The 4,985-nt window shown below is 62.8% G+C and carries 5 protein-coding genes; 2 read left to right on the top strand and 3 right to left on the bottom strand.

The annotated features are described in order from the left end of the window. Both K1X71_20945 and K1X71_20950 read left to right on the top strand, forming a co-directional pair. Positions 1–621, top strand: a 621-nt coding sequence (locus K1X71_20945) for an aldehyde dehydrogenase family protein (GenBank protein ID MBX7075616.1), incomplete at its 5' end; no start/stop codon positions are given. 2 nt (positions 622–623) lie between these two features. Then, complete coding sequence (locus tag K1X71_20950) at positions 624–1,922, top strand: aminotransferase class III-fold pyridoxal phosphate-dependent enzyme (GenBank protein ID MBX7075617.1); 1,299 nt, start codon at positions 624–626, stop codon at positions 1,920–1,922. A 14-nt stretch (positions 1,923–1,936) separates the two neighbouring features. Here the strand turns inward: K1X71_20950 and fliM are convergent, their stop codons facing one another. The 3 genes from fliM to folP form a co-directional block, all read right to left on the bottom strand. Continuing rightward, entirely contained in the window at positions 1,937–2,974 is a 1,038-nt protein-coding gene (gene fliM / locus K1X71_20955) for a flagellar motor switch protein FliM (protein MBX7075618.1), read from the bottom strand. 39 nt (positions 2,975–3,013) lie between these two features. Next, positions 3,014–4,288, bottom strand: a complete 1,275-nt coding sequence (locus K1X71_20960; GenBank protein MBX7075619.1) for a glutamate-5-semialdehyde dehydrogenase — start codon at positions 4,286–4,288, stop codon at positions 3,014–3,016. 110 nt (positions 4,289–4,398) lie between these two features. Further along, positions 4,399–4,985 (bottom strand): dihydropteroate synthase (folP, locus tag K1X71_20965; protein ID MBX7075620.1); only part of this gene is annotated, 587 nt, incomplete at its 5' end.

Below are 4,985 nucleotides of genomic sequence, written 5' to 3' on the forward strand. Positions count from 1 at the left end.
CTGGTGCAGCGCAAGTTGGTCGATCCGTTCGCGGCGGAGTTCGTTGCGCGAGCGCGGCGGCTGCAATTTGGCGATCCGTTCGACAAGGGTTCATTCGCGGGTCCGCTGATTAACGAAGCCGGCGCCAACAAGGTGGAGCGCTACAACGCGCTGGCGCGCCAGGAGGGAGCCAAGGTGTTGCTCGACGGCGGACGGATGACCGACGCGGCGCACGCGGCAGGTTATTACCTGTCGCCGTTTGTCTATTTGCAGGAGCATCGGCCGGGCGTTCGCACAATCCGCGAAGAAGTGTTTGGGCCGCACGTGGCGATTGTGCCGTTCGACACCGACGGCGACGCGATCCGCATTTACAACGACACGCCGTATGGGTTGTCGGTGGGGATCATCACCGAGGATTATCGCCGCTGGCGGCAATATCGCGACGAGTGCGACTACGGCATGGGCTACGTCAATCTGCCGTGCATCGGCGCCGAGGTGCATCTGCCGTTTGGCGGCGTCAAACGCAGCGGCAATGGGCAGCCATCAGCGGCGGCGCTGGTAGAGGCGGTCACGCATCGCACGGCTTTCACGGTGAATCACGACCGAACGATTCGTATGGCGCAGGGCATGAAGGCGGAATAAAGATGAAACGATGGCACAGCAGCGTCACGGTGCCGCACCTGGTCACTTCGTTGCCCGGCCCGAAGGCAGCCTCCTGGATCGCGCGCGACGATCAGGTGCTGAGCCCCTCTTACACTCGCGAGTATCCGTTGGTGGCGGCGCGCGGCTGGGAGTGCGTGATTGAGGATGTGGACGGCAATTTGTTTCTCGACTTCACGGCAGGACTGGCGGTGACATCGACTGGCCATAGCCACCCGGATGTGGTGGAGGCAATCCGCGATCAAGCGGAGCGGTTGATTCACATGTCGGGGACCGACTTCTACTACACCGCGGAGATCGAACTGGCGGAACGGTTGGCGCGCCTGGCGCCGGGAGATCAGCCGAAACGGGTGTTCTTCACCAACAGCGGCACGGAGGCGGTGGAGGCGGCGCTCAAGTTGGCGCGATTCGCCACGAGGCGCCCACGCGTGTTGGCATTCTACGGGGCGTTTCATGGCCGCACCTACGGCGCCATGTCGCTGGGCGGGTCGAAGGCGGTGCATCAGCAAGGTTTCGATCCGCTGGTGCCCGGAGTACACCGGTTGCCCTTTAATTGTTCGCGGGCGGAACTGGAAGAGCTGTTGCAGCGAGCGCTTCCGCCCAGCGAGTTGGCGGCGATCGTGGTGGAAGTTGTTCAAGGAGAGGGGGGATACCGCGTCGCGGAACCTCGATTTTTGGAAATGCTGCGCACCGTGAGTCGAGAGCATGGCGCCGCCTTGATCGTGGACGAGGTGCAGACGGGCATCGGGCGGACCGGAAAGATGTTCGCTACAGAGCATTTTGGTTTCGAGCCAGATATCGTGTGCCTGGCCAAGGGGATTGCAAGCGGGATGCCGCTGGGGGCGATGATCGCCACGGCCGATTGGATGACGTGGGGACCAGGGAGCCACGCCTCAACGTTTGGCGGCAATCCGCTCTGTTGCCGGGCGGCCATGGCGACGCTCGATCTGATCGAGCAGGAGTATCTGGCAAACGCCGTCGAGCGCGGGCAAGAACTGCGCGCCGGGCTGGAAGAGCTAGCCAGCCGCTCGCCTTGCCTGGGTGAGGTTCGAGGATTGGGTTTAATGCTGGCCGTCGATGCGCAGCGCCAGGGCGTCAACGATGCTGAACTGCGTGGGAGGTTGATCCACGCGGCGTTTGAGCGCGGGCTGCTGCTGGTGCCGTGCGGCGCGGCGGCGGTGCGATTTTGCCCTGCATTGTGTGTGACGCGCGAAGAGATCGCACGGGGGCTAGCGCTATTTGGCGACGCGTGCGAGGCGGCGATCGCGGAAGCCGACGACTAACGCGCTCCGACGACTCAGCCCTGACGCTTGTGGAGCAGCACGGCGCTGTCGTTGATTTCGCCCTGGATCTCCATCGCCTTTTGCCCCTTGAAGGCGCCCGGTGAGGCGTAGAACTTGGGCCGGCCTTGGATGCGGACCACCAGGGGACTATGCACGTCCTTGGCGGTGGTGATGACGTCGCCGACACGGAGTTCGATCAGGTCTTTGGTGGTGATCCGCGTTTCGGCGAGTTCGACGGCCAGTTCGATCACGGAGCCTTGCAGATTCTGGCTGATGTTTTCGATGGTTTCTGGCGTGGAATGTTTGCGGTTGTACGACACCCAGCTATTGGCGGTGAGTTTGCCGCCAACTCGCTCCAAGGCGTTGTAGGGGATACAGAGGTTCATCATGCCGCGCACGTCGCCGAGGGTGACCTCGAAGCTGACGAGCACCACCACCTCGTTTGGTGGGACGATCTGCACCAGTTGCGGATTGCTTTCGACGCGGGCAACCGAGAGCTCGAGAGCGACCACGTTCTCCCAGGCGTGCTTCAGCTCTTTCAGGAACAACTCGGTGATGTGCGAGACCAGGCCCAGCTCGATCTCGGTGAGCGGACGGCGGGCGACCGCGGTGTTCTCCACTCCGCCGCCCAAGAGGCGATCGATGATGGGATAGAGAATCGAGGGGTTGATGTCGAGAATCAACGTTCCTTCCAGCGGATCGGCCTTGAGCAAATTGAAGCAGGTGGGATTCTCCAAACTGAACACGAACTCGCTATAGGTGAGTTGGTCGACGCTGGTGAGTTTGACCTCGACGAGTCGGCGCAACATGGCCGATAGCGAGGCGCCAAAGTTGCGGCCAAACCCTTCGTGCAGGGTTTGCAACGCCCGCATCTGCTCCTTGCCGACGCGCTCGGGACGCTTGAAGTCGTAGGGAATGACCTTCTCGCGCAGCTTGGGGGCGGCGGGACCGGGACGGCGCGCGGCGGCAGCGCCGGCGGATTGCGTGTGCTTGCTCTCGATCGTGTTGATCAGGCTTTCGACTTCCGCCTGACTGAGAATATCGTCTGGCATCCTTGCCTCCGATCGTGGGCGGCGCGGCCGCCGAAGTTGTTATTCGCGCACCTGGCCGGTTCCGTGGCACACGTATTTGTAACTGGTGAGCTCGCGCAGTCCGCACGGGCCGCGAGCGTGGAGCTTGTCGGTGCTGATGCCGATCTCGGCGCCAAGGCCGAGTTCGAAGCCGTCGTTGAAGCGAGTGCTGGCGTTCACCATGACCGCTGAACTATCGACGCGTTGCTCGAACTGGCGGGCGGCATCGGCATCGGCGGTGATGATGGCGTCGGTATGCTTTGAGCCGTAGCGATTGATGTGGTCGATGGCGGCATCGAGCGAATCAACCACGGCGACCGAAATGACCGGGCCGAGAAACTCCGTGGCGAAATCTTGTTCGGTGGCCAAGGTGGCGCTTGGCGCCAGATCGCATACTCGCGCGTCGCCACGAAGTTCGACGCCGCGATCGCGTAGCACCGTGGCGATCCGGGGCAAAAACTGCGCGGCGATGTCGGCATGAACCAGCAGCGACTCGGCGGCGTTGCAGACCCCCATGCGCTGGCATTTGGCGTTCACGGTCACACGCTCGGCCATGGTGAGATCGGCCGCGCGATCGACATAGACATGGCAATTGCCGTCGAAATGCTTGATGACGGGCATCCGCGCTTCGGCGGCGACACGGCGAATCAGGCCCTCGCCGCCACGAGGAATGGCGACTGTGATGTACTCGTTCATCCGCAGAAAGTGGCCGACCGCCTCGCGATCGGTGGTGGAAACCAATTGCACCGCATCGGCGGGCAGGCCCACTTCTTCGAGGCAGGCGATTAGGATATCGACAATCGCGCGGCTCGAATGCGCGGCTTCCTTGCCACCACGCAAGATGACGGCGTTACCGCTTTTGACGCAGAGCGCGGCGGCGTCGGCCGTGACGTTGGGACGTGATTCGTAGATAAAGAAAATCACGCCGAGCGGAACACGGACCTTGCACACCTGGAGGCCGTTGGGGCGCACCGACGACTCGATGACCTCGCCGATCGGATCGGGGAGGGCACGGACCTGATCGAGGCCGGCCGCGATCGATTCGATGCGCGCGGCGGTCAGTTTAAGCCGGTCGATTTGGGCGTCGCTCAGGCCAAACCGAGGCGCCTGGTCGAGATCGATCTGGATGGCGGCGATGATCTCGGCGGAGCGCTCGCGGAGCGCGGTGGCCGCCAAACGGAGCCATCGCTCTTTCGCCATGCTGTCGCAGCTTGCCAATTTCTGCGACGCCACCTGCGCGCGACGGGCGACGTCGAGACAGTAGGCGGACAGGTCGGTGGAGTCGGCAACGGCCATCGTAAACCAATCGAAATGGCAGAATTCGCCGCAAAGTGCCGGAATTTGTGGCACCATACGAGTATCGAATAATGCCCGATTTGGGTCAATGTCGGCCAAAACAGCGTTGGCTAGGAGAGTTGCAGCGGCTGGCCGTCCAGGCCACCAGCGGCGGCGAACAACGCCAGAGCCTCCTTGGTCGACCGCACGTCATGCACCCTGAGCACTTGCACGCCTTGGCCTGCCAGAGCTAATGAGACGCCGATGGCGCCAAAGGTTCGATCGGCCTCTCGATCTCCAATCACTTTGCCAATGAAGCCTTTACGCGAATGTCCCACGACTAACGGTGAACCTAGCTCGTGAAACTGCTGGCAGCCCGCTAAGAGGGTGAGATTGTGCTGATGGGTCTTGCCGAAGCCGATGCCGGGATCGAGGGCTAATTGGTCGCGCTCGATGCCGGCCGCCAACAATTGGCGCTGTCGAAACTGCAGCCAGGCAAGAACGTCGGCGACGACGTCGGCGTAGTGTGGGGCGTCTTGCATGGTTTGCGGGGTGCCTTGCATGTGCATGGCGCAGACGCCCGCGCGCGACTGGACGGCGAGCGGGACCATCTCTGGGTCGCCCGCCAGGGCGGTGACATCGTTAATGATTTCGGCGCCGGCGGCCAGGGCTTCGCGGGCGACGAGCGCCTTGGAGGTGTCGACGGAGACCGGCGTTT

This window comes from Pirellulales bacterium (assembly GCA_019694455.1).
In the GTDB taxonomy this organism is placed as follows: Bacteria; Planctomycetota; Planctomycetia; order Pirellulales; family JAEUIK01; genus JAIBBY01.

Excerpts from the sequence above, each read along its gene's own strand:
- K1X71_20950 (MBX7075617.1), top strand. The coding sequence starts at position 624 with ATGAAACGATGGCACAGCAGCGTCACGGTGCCGCACCTGGTCACTTCG.
- fliM (MBX7075618.1), bottom strand. The coding sequence starts at position 2,974 with ATGCCAGACGATATTCTCAGTCAGGCGGAAGTCGAAAGCCTGATCAAC.
- K1X71_20960 (MBX7075619.1), bottom strand. The coding sequence starts at position 4,288 with ATGGCCGTTGCCGACTCCACCGACCTGTCCGCCTACTGTCTCGACGTC.